The sequence below is a fragment of the Ruminococcus callidus ATCC 27760 genome (genome assembly GCF_000468015.1).
GTDB lineage: Bacteria > Bacillota > Clostridia > Oscillospirales > Ruminococcaceae > Ruminococcus_C > Ruminococcus_C callidus.
This window is the reverse complement of record NZ_KI260296.1, coordinates 67,440-87,753: the sequence shown is the minus strand read 5'-3', so window position 1 is coordinate 87,753 and position 20,314 is coordinate 67,440. Positions and strand designations below refer to the sequence as shown.

General features: G+C 50.0%; 12 protein-coding genes. 2 read left to right on the top strand and 10 right to left on the bottom strand.

Annotation, left to right across the window (positions count from 1 at the left end; translation table 11 throughout):
* Nucleotides 1–409 precede the first annotated feature (409 nt).
* Nucleotides 410–2,950 carry a glycosyl hydrolase gene (locus RUMCAL_RS14275; RefSeq protein WP_169725975.1) on the top strand — a complete coding sequence of 847 codons (2,541 nt, stop codon included), beginning with the start codon at nucleotides 410–412 and terminating at the stop codon, nucleotides 2,948–2,950.
* 133 nt (nucleotides 2,951–3,083) lie between these two features.
* Here the strand turns inward: RUMCAL_RS14275 and RUMCAL_RS01570 are convergent, their stop codons facing one another.
* From RUMCAL_RS01570 to RUMCAL_RS16110, 8 genes are all read right to left on the bottom strand, one after another.
* Nucleotides 3,084–3,962: an AraC family transcriptional regulator gene (locus RUMCAL_RS01570; RefSeq protein WP_021680669.1), complete on the bottom strand. Its 879-nt coding sequence runs from the start codon at nucleotides 3,960–3,962 to the stop codon at nucleotides 3,084–3,086.
* Nucleotides 3,963–4,125: 163 nt separating this feature from the next.
* Nucleotides 4,126–4,593 carry a VanZ family protein gene (locus RUMCAL_RS01565; RefSeq protein ID WP_021680668.1) on the bottom strand — a complete coding sequence of 156 codons (468 nt, stop codon included), beginning with the start codon at nucleotides 4,591–4,593 and terminating at the stop codon, nucleotides 4,126–4,128.
* Between the two features lie 52 nt (nucleotides 4,594–4,645).
* The gene (gene hslO / locus RUMCAL_RS01560) at nucleotides 4,646–5,530 is read right to left on the bottom strand and encodes an Hsp33 family molecular chaperone HslO (RefSeq protein WP_021680667.1); all 885 of its coding nucleotides are present in this window, start codon (nucleotides 5,528–5,530) and stop codon (nucleotides 4,646–4,648) included.
* Between the two features lie 3 nt (nucleotides 5,531–5,533).
* Nucleotides 5,534–6,292 carry a class I SAM-dependent DNA methyltransferase gene (locus RUMCAL_RS01555; RefSeq protein WP_021680666.1) on the bottom strand — a complete coding sequence of 253 codons (759 nt, stop codon included), beginning with the start codon at nucleotides 6,290–6,292 and terminating at the stop codon, nucleotides 5,534–5,536.
* Nucleotides 6,293–6,413: 121 nt separating this feature from the next.
* Complete coding sequence (secA, locus tag RUMCAL_RS01550) at nucleotides 6,414–9,095, bottom strand: preprotein translocase subunit SecA (protein WP_021680665.1); 2,682 nt, start codon at nucleotides 9,093–9,095, stop codon at nucleotides 6,414–6,416.
* Between the two features lie 163 nt (nucleotides 9,096–9,258).
* Nucleotides 9,259–9,888, bottom strand: coding sequence for an endonuclease III (gene nth, locus RUMCAL_RS01545; RefSeq protein ID WP_021680664.1), 630 nt, complete (start codon nucleotides 9,886–9,888; stop codon nucleotides 9,259–9,261).
* Between the two features lie 15 nt (nucleotides 9,889–9,903).
* On the bottom strand, nucleotides 9,904–10,059 hold the full coding sequence (locus RUMCAL_RS15270) for a GNAT family N-acetyltransferase (RefSeq protein ID WP_021680663.1): 156 nt from the start codon (nucleotides 10,057–10,059) through the stop codon (nucleotides 9,904–9,906).
* A 65-nt stretch (nucleotides 10,060–10,124) separates the two neighbouring features.
* Nucleotides 10,125–10,940, bottom strand: a complete 816-nt coding sequence (locus RUMCAL_RS16110) for a hypothetical protein (protein ID WP_021680662.1) — start codon at nucleotides 10,938–10,940, stop codon at nucleotides 10,125–10,127.
* An 899-nt stretch (nucleotides 10,941–11,839) separates the two neighbouring features.
* Between RUMCAL_RS16110 and RUMCAL_RS01535 the strand changes: the two genes are divergently transcribed.
* The gene (locus RUMCAL_RS01535) at nucleotides 11,840–13,849 is read left to right on the top strand and encodes a hypothetical protein (RefSeq protein ID WP_040646473.1); all 2,010 of its coding nucleotides are present in this window, start codon (nucleotides 11,840–11,842) and stop codon (nucleotides 13,847–13,849) included.
* 318 nt (nucleotides 13,850–14,167) lie between these two features.
* Here RUMCAL_RS01535 and RUMCAL_RS01530 read toward each other — a convergent pair whose 3' ends face one another.
* Both RUMCAL_RS01530 and gltB read right to left on the bottom strand, forming a co-directional pair.
* Nucleotides 14,168–15,655, bottom strand: a complete 1,488-nt coding sequence (locus tag RUMCAL_RS01530) for a glutamate synthase subunit beta (RefSeq protein ID WP_021680656.1) — start codon at nucleotides 15,653–15,655, stop codon at nucleotides 14,168–14,170.
* Nucleotides 15,656–15,669: 14 nt separating this feature from the next.
* Nucleotides 15,670–20,238, bottom strand: coding sequence for a glutamate synthase large subunit (gene gltB / locus RUMCAL_RS01525; RefSeq protein WP_021680655.1), 4,569 nt, complete (start codon nucleotides 20,236–20,238; stop codon nucleotides 15,670–15,672).
* Between the last annotated feature and the right edge of the window lie 76 nt (nucleotides 20,239–20,314).

Here is a 20,314-nt window from a genome sequence, read left to right as displayed (position 1 = left end):
AAGTCGCCAGACGCTCTTTGTGTGGTATTGCCTATAGTATAGCACACCACGGCGGGAAAAGCAAGCCTTTTTCCACTTCCTTTTTCTGTTTTCATCATTTTTTCACATAGCTTTACAAAAATCCTCTGCGGAGAGCCAAGGCATTATTTTTTTCAATAATCTTTTCAGAACATTCTTATATTGCCGTGAAGGACAATCTCTATGTGCATAAATTTTTCTGGAAATGTACAGAAAGGACTATTGACATTGCACAATACTTGTGATATAATAAGCATTAAACGTGGACAGTCGCATCGCTGGGCGGCTCCGAATCTGTACTTTATCACTATGAAAACATAAAAAGAAAATGCACTGCGGCAGCAATGAAACCAGCGTTCTTGCTGAACGCAGCAGAATGGAGATCAGATTTATGAAGAAAAACCTCAAAAGAGCACTGACTACCGCAGTTGCCGGCGTAATGTCTGTCAACTGTCTGGCACTGTCCAGTGTTCTGCAAGCTGGTGCAGCAGCTACCAAGTACGAATTTGAAAGCGGTAAGCTCACCGGTGACGCGGAAGTAAAAACCGATGACGGCAACGCTTCCGGCGGCAGCTATGTCTTTCTGAAAACCGGCGGTGATGAAATTTCTCTCACTGTTCCGTCAGAAAAAACCGGTATGTACACGGTAAAGGTAAGCTATTCTGCTCCTTATGGCGACAAGATCCAGAACCTGTATGTCAACGGTGTCGATCAGGGACAGTGCAGCTTTGCATCTACCGCAGAAGGCGTGTGGAAAGAACTGGATCTGGGTACTGTCAAGCTGACTGCCGGTGACAACACCATTGCTATTAAGGGCAGCTGGGGCTGGACCAACTTCGACTATCTCACTGTAGAAGAAGCTACTCTGCCGGACATCACCGCAAGTGACACCACCTGCAGCGATCCGGCGGCAACCAAAGAAGCGGACAGCCTGATGAAGTATCTGTCCAGCGTCTACGGAAAGCACATCATTTCCGGACAGCAGGAAATTTACAAGTATGGCCCCCACGATTTTGAATATGAGTTCAAGTACATCAACGACACCACCGGTAAATATCCGGCAATCCGCGGCTTTGACTATCTGAACTGCAACCCGCTGTACGGCAGCGAAGACGGCACTACAGACCGCATCATTCAGTGGGTCAACAACAACCCCTATTCGGAAAATCAGGGTATCGCAACCTCTTCCTGGCACATCACTGTACCGAAGGATTTCTCCAGCTACAACATCGGCGATAAGGTAGACTGGGCAAATGCGACCTATGTTCCGAAGGAAACCGACTTTGAGCCGTCCAAGATTCTGGAAGAAGGCACAAAGGAACGGGAATACTATATGCTCTGCCTGAAAGGTCTGGCAGCAGAATTGCAGAAATTGCAGGACGCAAACGTTCCGCTGATCTTCCGTCCGCTGCATGAAGCAGAAGGCGGCGGCGGTGAAACCGGTTCCTGGTTCTGGTGGGGCAAGGAAGGCTCCGCTGTTTACAAGGAACTGTGGATCCTCACCTATGAAACCCTGACCGAACAGTACGGTCTGCACAACCTGATCTGGGAGTGGAACAGTTATGCATATGACACTTCCGCAAACTGGTATCCGGGCGATGAATATGTAGACATCGTGGCTTATGACAAGTACAACTGCACAGACTGGTCTACCGGCAGTGCAGTTCTGACACATAATGACAGTGCCATCAGCAGTACCTTCTACTCCATTATGCAGAAGTACAACTGCAAGAAGATGGTAGCTATGGCTGAAAACGACAGCATTCCGACGCTGAACAATCTGGTATCGGAAAAGGCTGGCTGGCTGTATTTCTGCCCGTGGTATGACGGCGGCAGCGAAAGCACCAACTTCCTGACAAATGAACTGTTCAACAAAAAGGACGACCTGAAGGAAATGTACACCAGTGACTACTGCATTACACTGGACGAACTGCCGACCGACCTGTACGGCAATGGTCAGCAGGGCACCGGCACCAAGCCCAGCCACACCACACAGCCTACTACCACAACTACCGTACCGGAAGGCAAGGGAGAAGCTGCAAAGATCGTGGCTGACAGCGGCAATTACAACATTTCATTCAAACAGTCCATTGGTAACAGCGTGGATCTGACATTCGATCTGAGCGATGACGTTTCAAAAGCAAACGGCTGCATCGGTATTTCTGCTAATGTAGACGGCGTGGATTACTGGCTGAACTACAAATGGGATCTGGACTCCACTGACGAGGTCACTGCAAAACTGGACAAACCGTATAATATCACCTACAACAACGGCAAGGACGAAGTTACTGATGCCGACATGATCAAGAAGATCTCCGATGAAGCAATCAAGCAGAAGAATGCACAAGTACAGATCTGGTGGGTCGCTAATGGTGCTGGCGATACGTTGGAATCCTCCAACGTCAAGCTGACTGGAGCATATCTTCCAAAAAGCAGCAGCACTTCTACAGAGTCCTCTGGAACAACTACTACAGTTTCTTCTGAAGAAACCACAACAGAGGCAACAACTGTTTCTGATACAGAAACAACTACCGTAACAGAAGCAACAACTGTTTCCGATGCAGAAACAACTGTTGCCGATACAGAAACCACAGTCGTAACCACCGAATCCGATACTGATGTTTCCTCGGATACGACAGCTGTTTCCACTGATGAAACCACAACAACTGCGGCTTCTACCACAGCCAGCAACAGCGGCGAAGTTCCGGTTATCGGTGCATCGCTCTACGGCGACGTCAATCTGGACGGCAAGGTAGACATTACAGATGCGGTTCTGCTGAACAAGAAGGCAGCTGGTCAGGTAGACCTGAACGCACAGGCTACTGCAAACGCAGACTGCATGTTCAACGGCGAGATCAACGGCGATGATGCAACTACATTGCTCCAGTTCCTGGTACAGCTGATAAGTTCTCTGCCGGTAAATCCTCAGTAATGCCATTTTGATATTTTCTACACTCCTATTATAAAGGAAAAGGATTGTCCCATTGCAGGGCAGTCCTTTTCTTTTTGGTGTGTATACAAAAACGGGCTTGCAGCAATTGCCGCAGCCCGTTTGTTTTTATGTTTTAGTTCCGCCACTGCCGCCGATAAGCTCCGGCAGAAATCCCCTCTGTGGTACGGAAAATCCGATTGAAATAACTGGAATCGTGTATGCCGCACTCTTCTGCAATAGTGTCGATTTGCTTATCTGTAAATCGCAGTTCGTTTTTGGCGTAGTTCATACGGCACTGGTTGATAAACTGCACGATCGTTACGCCGTACCGCCGTTTGAATCCACGCAGCATATAGTATTTGCTCACACTGAAACGCTTTCCCAGATCCTCCAGTGTGATTTTTTCTGCAAAGTGTTCTTCCAGATACTGATGAATTTGTTCCCATTTCTGGAGTGTTTCCCCCGAAGCATGCCCGCCGCGTTCCGGTTTTTTGGTCAGCAACAGCGTCATCAGCTGAGTCAGGCACTCGGATTCATACAGTTCATAATCCGGTGCTTCTTCTCTTGCAATAGATTCCAAACGCAGGAGCACAGGTTCTACCCAGTCTGCTGCACCGCCGAGAACAACTGAAACATTCCGCTGCCGAAAGACCTCGTATAAATGTGGCATTACCTGTCCGTTCCAGTGTACCCAAAGGATTTTCCACGGTTCTCTGGCATCACAGCAATGAGAATAGGGTTGGTGGCAGTCCAGAAACGCCACGTCCCCCTCTTGCAGGGCAAGAGTTTCCTCTCCGACGGTAACTGTTCCGCAGCCTTCTTCCACCAGAATCAGCAGGTACGAATCCAACGAATTCCGCCAGTTCTGACGCGGCTCTTTGCAGGTCATTTCTCCGATTTCCTGCACATACAGCAGAGCCTCCCGTGCCAATGCCGAGGGTGTCCGCAGGATTCTTCTGGATTCCATATACGCATTTTCCACGGTTTTTAAACCAGCTTCCTGTGTTTCCATACTGAATCGACCCTTTCTTCCTCAAAAGTTGAAAAGCATTTGAATTCCATTATATTATACAAAATGCAAGCCGAAAATTCAAGTATTTTTTGAAAATTTTCACAAAAGAAAAAGCATCAGAACCGCAAATCACTTTTGCAATTCCAATGCTTTTGGTTTCAGATTATGAAGTTGACTTCTTCCGGGAAAGCAGTCCGGCAATTCCGAAAAACAGCAGAATGACCACAAGGGCACTGCCGGCATTCAGCAGCGATTCCGAAAGGTCGAAGTGCCGTCCGGCAATCGGGATTTTTTGCAGTTCGTCCAAAAACGCAATTGTCGTGCTGCAAGCTGCCGCCCCCAGAATACGCCACCCGATTCGATGCAGTTCCAGAAGCAGCTGCCAGAGCAGAGCCATCATGCCGCCCAGTATCGCATACAGGAAAACATGTGCCAGTTTTCGCAGCAGCAGGTTCAGATGGTTCAGCTGCTGTACAGTAGGAGATTCATAGATCCAGCTGCCGATTTTTCGGGCAAAACGCATACTGTCCTGCAGCGTTTCCGTTCCGTCTGCGGTGGACAGCCGCCACATCAATCCCAGCCACACTGCCATAACGACAAGCAATCCCACGATTTTTTTCCAGTTCCGCATGCTCTTATCCTTTCCCAGACACGTCTTTGTGCGGTATTGCCTTAGAGAAACGTTATTCTTCCGGCTCCTCGTCCCGCAGCTGCTGCAATTCTTCTGGTGTGAACGTATACTTCTTGCCGCAGAAATGGCAGTTAACCTCTACCGGTTCCCCTTCTGCGATCAGCTGTGTCAGTTCCTGATCGCCCAGTGCTTTCAGGACACGCTCGGTTCGTTCCCGATTGCAGTCGCACTGGTAGTGCACTTCGCCCTCGTCCAGCAGGTTCGGTTCCAGTCCGTCCAGCAGCCGCAAAGCGATCTGATCCGTTGTCATGCCCTGTGTCATCATAGTGGTTACCGGCGGCAGTGTTTTCAGATTTTTCTCAATGGTATCAATGCAGGCATCGCTGGCAAAAGGCAGCACTTCGATCAGGAAGCCGCCGGCAACATTGACTGTCAGATCCGGATTCACCAACACGCCCAGTCCGCAAACCGTAGGTGTCTGTTCACTAGTGGCAAAATACTGTGCCACGTCCTCGGCGATCTCACCGGACACCAGCGGCACAATGCCCACATAAGGCTCTTTCAGCCCCAAATCTTTTACCACAGACAGCGTACCGTCTGTACCTACGGCACCGCCAACGTCCAGTTTTCCCTTGGCATTCAGCGGCAGTTCCACCACCGGCTGATCTACGTCTGCCTTGACATTTCCCCGACTGTCTGCCACAGCTACCAGCATGCCTGCCGGACCGCCGCCCTTGACACGCAGGGTGACAGTATCGTTCTCGTTCTTCAGGTCATAGCCCATCATACTTGCCGCAATGGACAGCCGCCCCAGTGCCGCCGTAACTACCGCAGATGTCTGATGAATCTTTTCGATCTCTGCGACAATATCCGTGGCATCTACCGCAGTTGCCACGACTGATGCATCTTTTGCAATTGCACGTTTCAGAATTCCCATTGTTTATGCTTCCTTTCTCGCCACAACCACCATGCGTTCGCTGTCCGAATGCAGTGGTTCTTCTGTATCTGCATGATAAATGCCCAGCACGTGAAATCCAATGACTTCCAGTGCCGCCTGCACCTGTTCCGGTGCATAAGCACGCTCGGTGATCTGCTCCTCTGTCCGCCGATAGCGACCGTCTGCACAAAGCTGAAACAGATCCAGTGTGATCTCCACGGTGCAGTTGTCCTCGCACAACGCGTTTTCCCAGACGCAGTAAACCGCATCTGTTTCGTAGACATAGACCTGATTTCCCAGCAGTTCCCGATGCTTATAGAGCGTGTTCATATCGAACACAAACACACCGCCGGTTTCCGTGGATTCCCACACACGCTGAAACACCGTTGTGACATCTTCAAACGACGGCAGGTGGTTCAGACTGTCCAGCGTACAGATCACGGCATCAACGGTGCCATAGAGTTCCAGTTCCCGCATGTCCTGACAAACATACTGGATCGGCAGCTGCTTTTCGATTTTCTTTTCCATTGCCTGCCCCAGCATGCCCTCGGAATAGTCCACGCCGATCATGTCATAGCCACGTTCTGCCATTTCTTCTGTCATGGTGCCGGTGCCGCATGCCAGATCCAGCATGACTTTGCCGGCAGACTGTTTGTACTTCTGCACCAGTCCGTCCAGATACGCCGCCCGTGCCGGATAGTTGACATTTTCCGTCAGGGCATCATAGTAAAACGAAAATGTTTCATAGCCCGTTTCCTGCATGAATCCACCTCCACACAAAACAAGGGCACACAGCGAATGCCATGTCCCCCTGTTTTCGTTTGCTTATTTGGTAGGGCAGCACACTTTCACCAGATTGTGTGCCGCATTTCCCGAAATATTCTTACTTCTTCTTTGCACTGCGACGCTGACCGCCGAAGCTGCCGTCGCCTGCTCCTGCATTGGGAGCGTCCGGCTTGGAAACCTGTTCTCTCTCCGGAGCCTGATTCTTCTGAAGGCGAACTGTCAGCAGCATGCGGACAGTGTCCTCGCGGATAGAATCTACCATTGCATCGAACATTTCGAAGCCCTCGTAACGATATTCGACAACCGGATTCTGCTGACCGTATGCCCGCAGACCGATACCCTTTTTCAGTTCGTCCATATCGTCGATGTGTGCCATCCACTTGGTATCGACAACCTTCAGCAGTACAACGCGTTCCAGTTCCCGCATTACTTCAGAGCCGAATTCTTCTTCCTTTGTAGCATACAAAGACTTTGCCTTTTCAGTCAGAGCCTCGGTAATGTCCGCAGTGGTCAGACCTGCCAGATCGGTTTCATCATATTCCAGATCGCCTTCTTCTGTGATCCAGCCCAGGAAGTGATCCCGCAGACCAACCAGATTCCACTGGTTGTGATCGGTTTCTTCTTCGTTGATGTACTGCTTTACAGTTCCGGCAATCAGTTCCTCGAACATCTTGAGGATGCTGTCGTGAATGTCTTCGCCGTCCAGTACCTGTGCACGCTGCTTATAAATGATCTCACGCTGGGTGTTCATAACGTCGTCGTAGTTCAGGACGTTCTTACGGATATTGAAGTTCCGTCCCTCTACCTTTCTCTGGGAGGACTCGATGATCTTGGTCAGAGCCTTGCTCTCGATCGGGGTATCCTCGTCCACGTTCAATGTACGCATCATGTTTTCCAGACGATCGCCGGCAAAAATACGCATCAGGTCATCTTCTACCGACAGGAAGAAACGGCTTTCACCCTCGTCACCCTGACGGCCGGAACGACCACGCAGCTGGTTATCGATACGGCGGGATTCGTGACGTTCTGTACCCAGAATATACAGACCGCCAGCCTCCTTGACTGCCTGTGCCTTTTCCTTGACTTCTTCGCCGAACTGTTTGTACAGTTCCTGATATACGGCTCTTGCGTCCAGCACTTCCTGATTGTCTGTATCTGCATAGCCGATTGCTTCTGTAATGATTTCTTCCGGATATTCCCGCTTCCGCATTTCTGCCTTGGCGAGGAATTCGGCATTACCGCCCAGCATAATATCCGTACCACGACCAGCCATATTGGTGGCAATGGTAACTGCACCCAGCTTACCAGCCTGTGCAACGATCTCTGCTTCCTTTGCGTGATACTTTGCGTTCAGGACTTCGTGCTTGATGCCCTTTCGTTTCAGCATGCTGGAGAGCAGTTCAGATTTTTCAATGGAAATGGTACCTACCAGAACCGGCTGTCCCTTTTCATGACACTCAGCGATCTGCTCAATGATTGCCTTATACTTGCCCTTTTCAGTGCGGTAGATCAGGTCGGTGTGGTCGATACGCTGTACCGGACGGTTGGTCGGGATCGCGATAACGTCCAGCTTGTAGATCTCACGGAATTCGTCTTCCTCTGTCATTGCAGTACCGGTCATACCGGACAGCTTGGTGTACAGGCGGAAGTAGTTCTGGAATGTGATGGTTGCCAGCGTCTTGGATTCCTGTGCGACCTCTACACCTTCCTTGGCTTCGATTGCCTGATGCAGACCGTCATTGAAACGACGGCCCAGCATCTTACGACCGGTGAATTCGTCGATGATGACAACTTCGCCGTCCTCTACGATATAGTCAATGTCTTTCCGCATGACACCGTTTGCCTTCAGTGCCTGATTGACATGGTGCAACAAGGTCATGTTTTCCGGATCCATCAGGTTTTCGACTGCAAAATATTCCTCTGCCTTCTTGACACCGCGGCGGGTAATGGTTGCAGTCTTTGACTTTTCGTCTACAATGTAGTCGGCGTTTTCGTTGACTTCTTCCTGATCCTGCTTGTCGTCCATTTCTACGACAGTTGCAGCGGTCAGAGTCTTGGCGAACTTGTCCACCACGCCGTACAGAGCAGTAGACTTGTCGCCCTTACCGGAAATAATCAGCGGGGTTCTGGCTTCATCAATGAGAATGGAGTCCACTTCGTCCACAATCGCGAAGTTGTGTTCCCGCTGTACCTTATCCTTTTTATAGATGACCATGTTGTCACGCAGGTAGTCAAATCCCAATTCGTTGTTGGTACCGTACGTAACATCACAGTTATATGCCGCACGACGCTGGTCGTTGGTCAGACCGTGGAGAATACAGCCGACAGTCAAGCCCAGATACCGCAGTACCTTGCCCATTTCGTCCGACTGTGTCTTTGCCAGATAGTCGTTGACTGTAACAACGTGTACGCCCTTGCCTGTCAGTGCGTTCAGATATGCAGCCACACAGGCTACCAGTGTTTTACCTTCACCGGTTTTCATCTCGGCGATACGTCCCTGATGCAGGACAATGGCACCGATGATCTGTACCGGAAACGGTTTTTTGCCCAGAACACGGTATGCAGCTTCCCGCACGGTTGCCAGTGCTTCTGCCTCCATGCTTTCCAGCGATTCGCCGTCCTCCAGACGTTCCCGAAATTCATTGGTCTTTTCTTTCAGATCTGCATCAGAAAGTGCCTGATACTCCTCGTCCAACTCCAGAACCTTTTTTTTCAGCGGTTCAATACGTGCCAGTTCACGGGTACTGTACGAACCGAATACTTTACTAAAAATGCCCATTGACTTACCGCCTTTTCATCGAAATATACAATAACTAGTATAGCACGAACCACTCTGCTTGTCAATAGATTTTGAAATATTTTCACAAAGTGCAATTCATTTTCAAGCAGATTCTCTGTGCATTCCGCAACATTTCCCCTGCCGACTGTCGCGGAACTCGCCCTTACTCGCTTCGGGAGGGACAGAATGCCGCCATGGGACAGCTCTTGCACCGGGGCTTTCGTGCACGGCAGGTATCTCTGCCGAACCACACCACCCGATGACAAAAGTCCGAGGAACGCTCCGGCGGGATCAGCGGGCGGAGATCTTTTTCCACCTGTACAGGGTCTTTGGATTTGGTCAGTCCCAGCCGTCCGGTGATCCGGATAAAGTGGGTATCCGCCACGATTGCTGGCTTGCCGTAGACATCGCCGAGAATCAGGTTTGCAGTTTTGCGTCCCACGCCGGACAGGGAAAGCAGATCTTTCATATTGTCCGGCACCACGCCGCCGAAGTGCAGCAGCAGCTGGGCAGACATTTCCTTGATGCTCCTGGCTTTCATGTGATAGAAGCCGCAGGGACGGACGATCTCTTCCAAATCGCCGATGTCTGCCGCCGCCAGTGATTCCAGTGTGGGATAAGCTGCGAACAGTTTTGGTGTGATCTGGTTTACCCTTGCATCGGTACACTGTGCCGACAGCCGCACCGCGATCAGCAGTTCATAGGGCTTTTCATATTGCAGTGCACAGGTTGCCTGCGGATAAACTTCTTCCAGCGTCTGCACCGCCAGCAGGGCACGTTCTTTTTTGGTCATATGTGTTTCTCCTTTTTATTCTGTGACACGCTCCATTTTCAGCAGCGAAATAACTTCATCTTCGATTCTTTTTTCTCCAGTCAGACGGAACCCGTTTCTCTCATAAAATGCAATGCCGCGGGGCGAATCCGCTGAATCGGAATCCTGCAATGTTTCATACTGTTCCTCCATTCACAAAACGTGTTTCAGGCAACAGGCTTTGCACGCAATCTGACAACGTATCTTGCTCACAAGCGTTATGCAGTGTTGCCTGAATCATAAAATGCAAACGCCTGCTGTAGCAATTTCCAAGCTTGTGTATCGTTGCGGTCCCAGTACGTTTTCACGCGGCACAGCGTAGAAAACGGTTCTTTTGCCTTGACCGCTTCCGGCAGGTAATGCCATAGGCAAAAGCAGCCGATGCTGTATGTTTCAGGGTTAAATTGGCTTCCCTCATATTGCTTTTGCAATGCGGAAAACAGATATTTCCCAAAAGCAGCATAACTGGAAGAATCCGCACGTCCGGCAGACACGCTCTCATAGTTCCAGTGGTGCAGAAACAAACGACAAGTGACTTTGCGGCTTTCAGAAAATTTTTTCAGCTTCAGCAGTAAGGCGTTTTCGGGGTACTCCAAAAGAAGCGTATCCAGCATGGACAAATAAGTTTCACTGGAATGAAACCCGCAGTTCCACAGCAAAAATTCCCCGTACAGTTCTTCGATTCGCGATTCCCGTTCCACTTTCGGCAAATCTTCTTCATACAGTTCCAGCCATGTTTCCACGGGAATCCCGCCGATCTGAAAAAATCTCACATTTTCCCAACGTTCTTTGACAGATCGCCCATGAAAAATTTTTGCATTCAACAGTGCCGAAGCTGTACGAAAACAGCCGTCCTCCGAAATATCGCAGTACCCTGCCCAATACGGTTCCTCGTATTCCCGAAGGCAACCCAAATAATATTCTTCGTCCGGAGCATAGTCCAGATAAAACACCGTTTCATCAATCAAAAACCAGTCGTCATGTTCAAAGATCCGCAGGAATTCCGCATAGGAAAAAGGATTCTGATGTTCCACGTTCTATGCCTCCATTATTTTCGCCGCATAAACTTTCCCCACTGCCGGTGCAGGAATTGTTCCTTGGGCAACACCGCGCAAAGCTTGTGGTAAGATGCGTCGTCAGATTTTTCGGTCGACAGATTGCATAGAAATTCCGCAGGCATACTTTCCGTATGGCAAGGGATTTCTGGGCAATATGACGAAAAATCTGCACGCAGATTGCGTGCAAAGCCGTCAGGCGGGCTTTGTGCGGTATTGCCCTTGATCGCGTAACGCGAATGCCAGCTTTTCTTATAAAGAAGTGCACCCGCTTGCAGCTGCTTTTCCTCCTGCTCCCAGTCTGCCGCAGCAGCTGCTCTGAGCCACTTATAAATATCATCGCAACTGTATGATTTCTGTCGTATTTATTCTACCATATTACTGGGATAAAATCAAGGGCAACACAGAAAGATTGCACACAAGTCTATCGGGCGATTCTGCGGTACAGACATTCCCAGCTGTATGTTTTGCATGTGCTCCTGTAAATTATCTTTGAACGGACACAGGTATGTCCGGTTCTCCGCGTATAATAAAAAAGGAAACACTGCATAAAGCCCGCCGGACGGCTTTGCACCAATCTGCCAAAAAATCTGACGACGCATCTTACGCACAAGCTTTATCCAATGTTTCCTAAAAACAGCACCACAGAAAACGATCGAAAAATTTCGAAAGCAAGTTCATTTGTTAATGGTAAGTTGAAAAATAACTTGACAATAGAAATTATGTGGTTTATAATAAAGATAATGCCACACAAACTTAGAGAAATGTTGCATAAAGGAAACACTGCATAAAGCCTGCCTGACGGCTTTGCACGTAATCTGCTCGACGTACTTTCTCTGGAACGGCGTTGTCTTAGGATTTTTTCAAGGAGGATGCATATGGAAAATACATTTTGTATTTTGGGGAAAGAACTCACTTTTTCTGATGAAAAAGTGAATTATGTCAAACTCAAACGGGAATACGACCGGAAAATTTCAGGAGCCAGAGAGATGCTGCAGGAGAAGCTTCCGGAAGCCACAGAGGGCGATATAGGGGCACTGATCGGCAACGCGTTGATAACCACCTACAAAAGCAACAAGGCTGATGGTACGCTGGGCAAGCTGAAAGAATACGGTGCTATTTTCAACGAAGTGAAAAATGAAATACTGGACTACGGCTTGTTCAAGCACTTCATCGACATCAGAAACAGCTACATTGCGGAATACATGCAGGTCATCACCAACGAAGGGGAAAACATTCTCCACGAGCTTCAGGAACAGGGTGTAGATACGGAAAATTACAGCATCGAAGCAATGCTGAACAAGACTTTCGCCACCAGCAATGTGGCAAAATATCTGAATGGTGCCGCGAAGAAAATTTCGGAATCGAAAGCCACTTTTTTCAGCGTGCACGATGCCGTTCTGCCATTCGTTCAGGGCATGGAACAATGTGCCATGCAGGAAGAACATGATCTGGTACACACCGAAGCAGACAAGGCTTTGTATGACAGTCTGATCAGACCGCTGAACAAGTGCTTCTTTACATACGCATACAGTACCATGTTCAGTTCTCTCATCAAACTGGACGAGGACGGCAAGCCCAAGAGCATATCCGCTTTTTCTGATGCAGCAACAAAAATCTCCAACAGAGTCTTTTCCAATGCCAATGTACAGCGTGCTCTGAAAAAGGGTGTGGGAGAAGATGTATTCCATATGTTCTCTCAAAAAATGGAGCTGTTTCAGGAGGCTGGCCTGTGCACATATGAGCCGATTCCGGCAGAAGATACAAAAAAGGCAATGAAACTGTACACCGAAGCCAGTGCCGAGGACTGCGAACCGGATACGCGAATGGAAAACCTGACAGAAGCACTGGCTCTGGATCCCTATCCGAGCGACTTTTACACAGCGATTCTGGACTTTTTCAGCGATGAAAACGGCGAACTGCAAAAGCTTGCCAAAATCATGGATATTGATGTGACATCTCATATTGAAAGTATCCTGATGAAAATTTACAAGGACGGCGATATCGGGACACTAGAATCCACACTGGAACTGAAAGAGCAGATTTTCGCAAAGGAAAAAAGCTTCCACTACAGCGATTCCAAAGCCGCCAAAAGCATTCTCTTTCGGCAGCATTTTCTCGAACTGGGGCGGATCGCCGACGAAATGTCCCTCGAGGAAATCACAGAAAACTGGAAGTCCATCCAAAACGGAAACAACACGTTTGCAACCGGAGAGCAAAGCGATGTTGACGATGAAAACTGCATCTTGATTTTGAGAAGAAGATTCCTCGGACTGCATGTGGCAGAATATCACGACGTTATCCGGAACCTGCACTTAAAGGACGATGCCACCGACGGTGACAAAAACTATGCTTTCTATGAAGAAGGCGAAGATTACATCGACTTTGAGGAAGAATGCAAAAAGATCAACGGCGGCAAGCTGGAACGGGATGCGGACTTCACCGTTCAGAACTATGCAGAGGACAAGCTGGCATCCGGCGAAGTAATCCTCGGCTATTTCCATTACGCCAGAGTTTTGGACATCGTCGGCGACGGCAAAACGCTGTTCATCACCAACAAAAGAATCTACACCACAAAAGAAAAGTTCACCGAGTTCAACGCCATTTCCCAATGCGAGCCGGTGAAGAAACTGATGCTCACCTATATCGTCTTTCACAAAACTGACGGCACAGTCATTCAGCTTCCGGTCAGCAAGGAATTGATGATTCCGGCAGCGGACATGATCAACCGCCTGATTGCTGCGTTAAAGGGCACGGAATATGTTGCGGACTCAGTTACTGTAAGCAATTCCCAGAATATCGAAGCCGCAAAAACGATGATCTTCGACACTGCAAACTCTATGAAAAAGGGACTGGGAGCATTGTTCGGAAAGAAGCCTAAAAAGTAAGATCACACTTGTCTGTACATGTACGACAATTACAAAAACTGCTCTTATCACAATCATTCTGTGATAAGAGCAGTTTTTCTGTTTTTTTGAGCTCTGGTTTTCCATGTCATGATAGAATGCAGTGTTTCCCAAGAAAAACAGGCTGCACCTCCGTTTCCGGAAATGCAGCCTGTTTTGCAAAGGGTATATGAATAACTTGGAATTGTCAGAATAATAAGGAAGCACCGAGCAAAGCTTGTGCGTAAGATGCGTAGTCAGATTTTTCGGTAGATTGTACAAAAATTCCGCGGGCAGACTGTATGCAGTGTTTCCATAACATCAATTCAGATTGGTGTAGCCCATGAGGTACTGGTCTACTTCCTTGGCAGCTTCTCTGCCCTCACGAATTGCCCAGACTACCAGCGACTGTCCGCGGTGCATATCGCCTGCGGTGAACACCTTTTCCACGCTGGTGCTGTAGTGACCGATCTTGGTGGAAACATTGGTTCGCGGTGTGGTTTCCACGCCGAATGCATCTGTCACATATGCCTGTGCCCCCAGAAATCCTGCGGCGATCAGCACCAGATCTGCGTCCAGAATCTGTTCGCTGCCCTCGATTTCTTCCATTCGCATTCTGCCGGTCTTGGGATCGTGTACAGATTGCAGCTTAATGGTTTCCACTGCACGAACGTGATTCTTGTCGTCCTTGATGAACCGCTTTACCGTTGTCTGGTAGATTCGCGGATCGTGACCAAATACGGCAATGGCTTCTTCCTGACCGTAGTCTGTCTTGCAGACACGGGGCCACTCCGGCCACGGATTGCTTTCGGCACGAGTGTCCGGCAGCTTCGGCATCATTTCCAGCTGTACCACAGACTTGCAGCCGTGGCGAATGGCAGTACCGACGCAGTCGTTACCCGTATCGCCGCCGCCGATGACGATGACATTCTTATACTTGGCACTGATATAGTAACCGTCAGACAGGTTGGAGTTGATCAGGCTCTTTGTGGTGGCTTTCAGGAAATCCACCGCATAGTAAATGCCGTCTGCGTCCCGACCGTCTGCATTGATGTTTCTCGGATTCGAAGAACCACACGCCAGAATGACTGCATCATACTCTTTCAGCAGCTGCTCCGCAGAAATGTCCTTGCCCACATCTACGCTGGTACGGAACTCTACGCCCTCTTCCTGCATCATGTCCACACGCCGCTGTACTACAGTTTTTTCCAGCTTCATGTTCGGGATTCCGTACATCAGAAGACCGCCTACACGGTCTTCCCGTTCGAATACTGTCACATGATGTCCACGCTTGTTCAGCTGCAATGCTGCCGCCAGACCGGACGGACCGGAACCGACCACTGCCACACGCTTGCCGGTGCGGACTTTCGGCGGATTTGCCTTGATGTGCCCGCTGGCAAATGCCTTTTCGATAATGGCGTATTCATTTTCCTTGACGGTGACCGGATCGCCGTTCAGACCGCAGGTACATGCCTTTTCACACAGTGCCGGACAAACACGGGAGGTGAATTCCGGAAAACAGTTGGTCAGCAGCAGCCGGTCCGCAGCTTCTTCCCAGAAGCCGTTGTAGACCATGTCGTTCCACTCCGGACAAAGGTTATTCAGCGGGCAGCCGGAAACCATGCCAAAGATCGGCTTGCCTGCCTGACAGAACGGGACACCGCAGTCCATACAGCGGGCACCCTGTTTCCGGCGTTCTTCGTCGGAAAGCGGGGTATGAAATTCCCGATAGGTCTTAATTCGTTCCAGCGGTTCCTGTCCAGCATTTTCGACTCTCTCATATTCGAGAAATCCAGTTGATTTTCCCATGATAGCTCCTCCTGTTAATTTCTCGTGTTGGCATAAAATGCCTCGATCTGTGCTTCTTCACGGCTCATGCCTTCTGCCTCAAATTCTGCAATGCTGTCCAGCATCTTTGCATAATCATGGGGTACGATCTTCTTGAAGTGCGGCAGGCAGGTGTCGAAATTCTTCAGAATCTTCTTGCCCAGCTTGGAATCAGTCCATGCCACGTGTTCTTCGATCAGACCTTTCAGCTGTGCCACATCTTCCGGCTTGGTAACTGCACCAAAGCCTACCAGCGACTTGTTCAGCTTGGTGTACAAGTCATTTTCCCGATCCAGTACATAGGCAATACCGCCGCTCATACCTGCGGCAAAGTTCTTGCCCACTTCGCCCAGAATGACTGCACAGCCGCCGGTCATGTATTCACAGCCGTGTTCGCCGACACCTTCTACTACGACAGAAGCACCGGAGTTGCGGACGCAGAAGCGTTCGCCTGCCACGCCGTTGATGAATGCCTTACCGCTGGTCGCACCGAACAGTGCCACGTTGCCAATAATGATGTTTTCGTCTTCCTTGAACTTGGAACCCTTGGGCGGGAACACTGCCAGCTTACCGCCGGACAAGCCCTTGCCGAAATAGTCGTTGCTGTCCCCTTCCAGAGCCAGTGTCAGACCCTTCGGAATGAACGCACCGAAGCTCTGTCCGCCGGCACCGGTACAGTGTACCACAAAGGTGTCGTCTTCCAGTGTATTATAATATTTCCGTGTGATCTCTGCCCCGAACAGCGTGCCCAGTGCACGGTTCAGGTTGCTGACATTGATACGGATCTCTTTCTTCTGCTTCTTTGCCAGTGCTTCTTTCATTTCCGGAATGATCACGGTTTCATCGATGGTCTTATCCAGCTTGAAATCGAAAACATCTTCCGGCACGAAGTGCATCTTGACATCGCTTTCTTCCTTGGCATAGGGATTGGTGAGGATATTAGACATATCGATCTTGCTCTCGTGTGTGCCTGCCGGATACTGCTTCTGTACCAGCAGATCAGAACGTCCCACCAGTTCATCTACAGTGTGGATTCCCAGCTTTGCCATGTATTCCCGCATTTCCTGTGCCATAAACCGCATGAAGTTGATGACATATTCCGGTTTGCCGCGGAAACGCTTCCGCAGTTCCGGATTCTGTGTGGCAACGCCTACCGGACAGGTATCCAGATTGCAGACACGCATCATCACGCAGCCCATTGTTACCAGCGGAGCCGTTGCGAAGCCATATTCTTCTGCACCCAGCATTGCGGCAATGACCACGTCACGTCCGCTCATCATTTTTCCGTCTGCCTCAATGACGACCTTGGAACGCAGATTGTTCTGGATCAGCGTCTGGTGTGTTTCTGCCAGACCCAGTTCCCACGGCAGACCTGCATTGTGAATGGAGCTGCCCGGAGCCGCACCGGTACCGCCGTCATAACCGGAAATCAGGATTACCCCTGCACCAGCCTTGGCAACGCCGGCTGCAATGGTGCCGACACCGGCTTCGGAAACCAGCTTCACGGAGATGCGAGCCTTTTTGTTGGCATTTTTCAGGTCGTAGATCAGCTGTGCCAGATCTTCGATAGAGTAAATATCGTGGTGCGGCGGCGGTGAGATCAGAGCCACACCCGGTGTGGAATGTCTGGTCTTGGCGATCCATGGGTACACTTTCTTTGCCGGCAGATGTCCGCCCTCACCGGGCTTTGCACCCTGTGCCATTTTGATCTGGATCTCCTTGGCGGAGGTCAGATACTTCGAGGTAACGCCGAAACGTCCGGAAGCCACCTGCTTGATTGCCGAGCACTTATCGACAGCACTGCCTGCGGTGACAATACGTTCCAGATCTTCGCCACCCTCACCGCTGTTGGACTTGCCGCCGATACGGTTCATGGCAATTGCCATGCACTCGTGGGCTTCCTGTGAAATGGAACCGTAAGACATCGCACCCGTCTTAAAGCGACGCATAATGGATTCTACGCTTTCCACTTCCTCCATAGGAATGCCGCCGTCCTCTGCGAACTTGAAGTCCAGCGTGCTGCGGAGCGTGATGTGCCGGTCTTCGGCATTGACACAGGCGGTATACTGCTTGAACAGATTGTAATCGTCCCGCCATGTTGCCTGCTGGAGCAGGTGAATGGTTTCCGGATTGTACAGGTGTTCTTCCTGATTGCTCCGTTCCTTGTGCCAGCCCACGCTGCGAAGTCCCTCGTCCATGCCCAGATCGTTGGGGTCAAAGGCACTCTCGTGCATGGTCATGCTGCGTTTTGCAATATCGTCCAAATCGATACCGCCTACGCGGCTGACTGTATCCGGAAAATACTCGTTCATAACGCTCTCGCTGATGCCCAGTGCCTCGAAAATTTTGGAGCCCTGATAGGACTGAATGGTGGAGATACCCATTTTCGAAGCGATCTTAACGATACCGGAAACCAGTGCGTCGATATATGCCTTGCTTGCCTGCGAATAGTCCTTATCCACCAGACCGCGGTTAATCATGTCATACAGGGAATCCAGTGCCAGATACGGATTGACTGCACTTGCACCGAAGCCCAGCAGGGTTGCGAAATGATGTACTTCACAAGGCTCTGCAGTTTCGATGATCAGAGAAATTGCAGTATTCTTTCTGGTACGTACCAGATAGGTTTCCAGTGCAGCCACTGCCAGCAGCGACGGGATCGCCAAGTGGTCGTGATCGACACCACGGTCGGTCAGAATCAGAATCGTTGCACCCTTGGCGTGTGCTTCCTCTGCCTGCTGATACAGGTTTTCAATGGCATCATGGAGAGAAACGTCCTTGGTATACAGCATGGAAATGTCTGCGGTTTTCAGTCCGTCAATGTCCATGCCGCGGATCTTCATCATGTCCAGATTGGTGAGAATCGGGTTGTTGACTTTCAGTACACGGCAGTTCCGTTCGTCTTCTTCCAGAATGTTGCCGGATACGCCCAGATAAACGGTGGTATCGGTGATGACAGATTCCCGAATGGAGTCGATCGGCGGGTTGGTGACCTGTGCGAACATCTGCTTGAAGTAATCAAACAGCGGCGGATTCTTCTTGGACATTGCAGGAATCGGGGTATCTGCACCCATTGCCGAAGTCGGTTCTCCGCCGTTCAGTGCCATAGGCACCATAACATGATACAGGGACTCATAAGTATAGCCGAATGCACGCTGTAACCGGAGCAGTTCCTTTCCGCCATGACGGAACGGACGCTTGTTGGGAACTTTCAGTTCGCTCAGGCTGAACAGGTTGTGATCCAGCCATTCGCCGTAAGGCTGACGCTTTGCATAGAAATTCTTAATGGTTTCGTCGTCGATCAGCTTGCCTTTGACGGTATCCACCAGCAGCATCTTTCCGGGGTGCAGTCTTTCTTTCTTGACGATCTTTTCTGCCGGAATATCGTCCAGTGCACCGACCTCCGAGGACAAGATCAGACATCCGTCATCGGTCACATAATAACGGGACGGACGCAGACCGTTTCTGTCCAGTACTGCACCCATGATGTCGCCGTCGGAGAAAATGATCGAAGCCGGACCGTCCCACGGTTCCATCATGGTTGCGTAGTACTGATAGAACGCACGCTTTTCACGGCTCATGGTGGGGATATGCTGCCACGGTTCCGGAATAGTCATCATCACTGCCAGCGGCAGATCCATGCCGGACATGGTCATGAATTCCAAGGTATTGTCCAGACGGGCAGAGTCGGAACCCCGAACGTCCAGCATCGGGAAAATGTCCTTCATGCGGTCGTCCAGTGCCTTGCAGTGGAGAATATTTTCACGGCTCAGCATCTTATCCACGTTACCGGTAATGGTGTTGATCTCACCGTTGTGCACCATCATGCGGTTCGGGTGTGAGCGCTGCCAGCTGGGGTTGGTGTTGGTGCTGAAACGGGAGTGTACGATACCGATCGCCGAATGATAATCCGGACTATTCAGGTCGTGGTAGAACAGACGCAGCTGTTTGACCAAAAACATACCTTTATATACAATGGTACGGCTGGAGCAGGATACCACATAGGTTTCGCTGTCCCGCTTTTCGAATACCATGCGGGCGATGTACAGCTTCCGGTCGAATTCCAGACCCTTTTCACAGTCGTCCGGCTTCTTGATGAATGCCTGCATGATGTGCGGCATGCTGTCCAGAGCCTTGGTGCCCAGAACGTCCGGATCTACCGGTACTTCACGCCAGCCCAGAAATTCCAGATGTTCCTCTTTCAGCACTTCCTCAAAAGTCTGCATTGCCTTTTCGTATTTTTCCTTGGTCTGCGGGAAGAAGAACATGGCGATACCGTATTCCCGTTTGCCGCCGATCTGGATTCCGGCTTCTTTTGCCACTTTCGAAAAATAAGTGTGAGAGATCTGCAGCAGAATGCCTACGCCGTCACCCGTCTTGCCCTCGGCATCTTTACCGGCTCTGTGCTCCAGTGTTTCTACAATTCGGAGTGCACTGTCCACCACTTTCCGGTCCGATGTGCCGTCCATGTTGACAACCGCACCGATACCGCAGTTCTCGTGTTCAAAACGAGGGTCATACAAGCCGTTCTTTGCAAACGGCTCTTGGTTTCTGTAGTTATCCATAGTCACTTCTCCTTTGCAAGATGTGCAAAATAACAAAAAAACGCCTTATGAAAAGAAACGTCCTGTTTCTTTCCAT

Bases quoted from the DNA above. Each gene is read 5' to 3' on its own strand.
- RUMCAL_RS14275 (WP_169725975.1), top strand. From the start codon at position 410: ATGAAGAAAAACCTCAAAAGAGCACTGACTACCGCAGTTGCCGGCGTA.
- RUMCAL_RS01570 (WP_021680669.1), bottom strand. From the start codon at position 3,962: ATGGAAACACAGGAAGCTGGTTTAAAAACCGTGGAAAATGCGTATATG.
- RUMCAL_RS01565 (WP_021680668.1), bottom strand. From the start codon at position 4,593: ATGCGGAACTGGAAAAAAATCGTGGGATTGCTTGTCGTTATGGCAGTG.
- hslO (WP_021680667.1), bottom strand. From the start codon at position 5,530: ATGGGAATTCTGAAACGTGCAATTGCAAAAGATGCATCAGTCGTGGCA.
- RUMCAL_RS01555 (WP_021680666.1), bottom strand. From the start codon at position 6,292: ATGCAGGAAACGGGCTATGAAACATTTTCGTTTTACTATGATGCCCTG.
- secA (WP_021680665.1), bottom strand. From the start codon at position 9,095: ATGGGCATTTTTAGTAAAGTATTCGGTTCGTACAGTACCCGTGAACTG.
- nth (WP_021680664.1), bottom strand. From the start codon at position 9,888: ATGACCAAAAAAGAACGTGCCCTGCTGGCGGTGCAGACGCTGGAAGAA.
- RUMCAL_RS15270 (WP_021680663.1), bottom strand. From the start codon at position 10,059: ATGGAGGAACAGTATGAAACATTGCAGGATTCCGATTCAGCGGATTCG.
- RUMCAL_RS01535 (WP_040646473.1), top strand. From the start codon at position 11,840: ATGGAAAATACATTTTGTATTTTGGGGAAAGAACTCACTTTTTCTGAT.
- RUMCAL_RS01530 (WP_021680656.1), bottom strand. From the start codon at position 15,655: ATGGGAAAATCAACTGGATTTCTCGAATATGAGAGAGTCGAAAATGCT.
- gltB (WP_021680655.1), bottom strand. From the start codon at position 20,238: ATGGATAACTACAGAAACCAAGAGCCGTTTGCAAAGAACGGCTTGTAT.